Raw genomic sequence first — 2,386 nt, forward strand, 5'->3', positions numbered from 1 at the left:
CCGGCGGGGCGTGGTGATCCCTGCGGCCGATGGGCATCCGAGCGAGCGGCCCACCAGCGGGAGCACGGCGGCGCGGCGGCGCGTTTCGGGAAGGGCCGGGCCTGCGCCACCAGGTCGGCGCGCATGGTGATCGGGGCGGTGGTGGAGGCCGGAGCCGGCGGCAGGGGCAGCGCCACGCGGCGCACGGTGGTGCCAATCCGGTGTCCCAAGCGGGCGGTGGTGAGCCCCAAAGCCCTCGGCAACGGCACTATGGCACCGAAAAAGGGCGGTCTGCGACGACTTGCGACGACCTGCGACGGCTCCATTCAGCGACTTAACACCCGCAACCCATTGAAATTACATAAGCGACGACGGCTCGACGACTTGCGACGGCTTTTTCTCAATCTTTTAAATGCGACATGCGTGCGCGCGGGCGCGAGCGCGTCTATGTGCGACACCCTTTTTCTTACCTTCTTAGATTCACGTATTAATAAACAGCCGTCGCAGCCGTCGCAAGTCGTCGAAAGTCAATGAAATCAGGTGGTTGCCGAGGGGTTCGGAGCCGTCGCAGGTCGTCGCAAGCCGTCGCATTTACCGCTGAGCGGCGCCGAGAACGCAACTTGTGGATGCGAAAACGGTATCGGTGGGAGGAGGCTCAACGGTCCCAGCCCGACCGTTGTCACCGTTGACCCAGTTTGAGGGAGATGTGGCTAGCGTTTTTCGGGCTGCCGCCGCCGCGTGCCACCCTCCCCCCGGGTGGAAGGACCCGTGCGCCGCCAGGGGCGGGCCGTGGGCGGGCGCGCGCTCTGCGCCCGCTACACCCCCTGCCGTCCGCCAATCACACCCACCGGCGGGCACGGGAATGGAAGTGAGAAGGGCCGCGGGTGAGGAAGGCAAGGGCCTCACGTCGCAGGCGGCGGGGGCACAATGGCGATGGTGCGCTCGCGGCCGTGGCGCCGCTCAATCGTGAAGTTGCGGGAGCGCAGCAGCGGCGCGGCTCGGTCAAGCCGAGTGCCCATACCCTGTGAAGTCATCGGCCAAATCCTCGAGCGCCGCACCTGTTCCGGGACGCGTTCATTGAGCGCCGCGAGCAAAGCAGTAGGCGTGCCTTCCCAACCGCCATAGGGGTGCTCGCTGGTCACGAAATCCACGATGGCCTTGGCGACGGGGTCGGCCTCGAATGCCGCCCCCTCGGCCTCGGCGCGGCCCGCCTCCATTGCTTCGACAAAGGTTCCTGGCTCCCAACCCAGCCCCACTTCGGCCGCGGTCAGGAACAGCGCGAAATCCGCCATGCGCGGCAGGGCCGCAAGCGTGGTGGTCGGCAGGTGGCGCAGGGCAGCGCTCACGGCATCCAGCAGCGCGGCGAGGATGCGCGGGCGCGCGGTGCGGAAGGCCGCGTCCATTTCCCGCTCGGTGCGCCTGGCCGCTTCGGGGATCGGCGCGAGCCGGATTGGCAACGCCCGGCTCATGAGGTCCGCCTGCTGACCGAAATGCCCCCCGATGCCGTTGAGAACGATGGGGCGCGCGCCGGTCAAAAACACCTGTTCCGTGTTCGTGTGGAGCGCCCGCGCGGAGGATGCGGCGCCAGAGGCGATGCGACATAGTTCGTCGGAGAGCTCGTGCGGCATGGAAGACACGTTGTCCAGCACCAGCACGAATTCATTCGAGGCGGTGGCGAAGAGGTCGCGAAGGTCTTTCGGTGCCGCCCGCACCATCGCCACGCTGGGATCAACGAGCGCCCGCATGACGGTGGCCAAGCGGCTTTTTCCGGTGCCGGCCTCGCCAGAGAGGATACCGATCGGGAATGGCCCCCGGCCGCTGAGCGCGCCCACCAGCCATGCGACCATGAGCGTGAAGTCCGCGTCGGTCGCGGCATTGGTGAGGTCGCGCAGCTCGCGCAGGCCGACGTCCGACGGCTCCGGTTCCGGCAGCGCCAGCATGCCAGGGCTGCGGAGAAACTTCACCGGCGGGCGCTCCACCACCTGCCATCCCAGCGCCGTCACTTCAACCGCGCGCCAGGCCGCGTCGCACAGGTCGATATAGATCGCGCCATCGTCCAGGTTCGCCACGCGCCGATGAACGTCGTGACACGGGCCGCGCTGCGCCTCGACATCGCAAATCGACGCGACATCACGGCGCGTACCGCTGGCGGGTACGGCGCCGGTCACGGCCAGCAGGCGCGCGGCCAGGAAGCGGTCGAACGCCTTCGAATCAATGGGCCAATCCTCGACATGGCCATCCACCGCGATCGATGCGTAGCCGGTCCCGTCCGGGCCATGCCAGAAGCTCGCGCCTTCGACGATTTTCACCCACCACGTCGGAGTTGGACGCCCGGCGGCGCTTGGGGCGGCGCCTGCGCGGCGTCTTTCGTCCTCGCCGGAGGCGGCACCGGCGCGGGCGTTGGCGG

2 protein-coding genes are annotated in these 2,386 nt (G+C 68.3%); one reads left to right on the forward strand and one right to left on the reverse strand.

The features are described 5' to 3' along the window. Positions 1–513: hypothetical protein (locus AC2W7M_RS23855; RefSeq protein ID WP_486135449.1), on the forward strand; the 513-nt coding region annotated here is incomplete at its 5' end. A 368-nt stretch (positions 514–881) separates the two neighbouring features. Here the strand turns inward: AC2W7M_RS23855 and AC2W7M_RS23860 are convergent. Beyond that, positions 882–2,386 (reverse strand): hypothetical protein (locus AC2W7M_RS23860; protein WP_486135451.1); only part of this gene is annotated, 1,505 nt, incomplete at its 5' end.

It is taken from the genome of Xanthobacter sp. BG11Y11_SDJG (assembly GCF_057364445.1).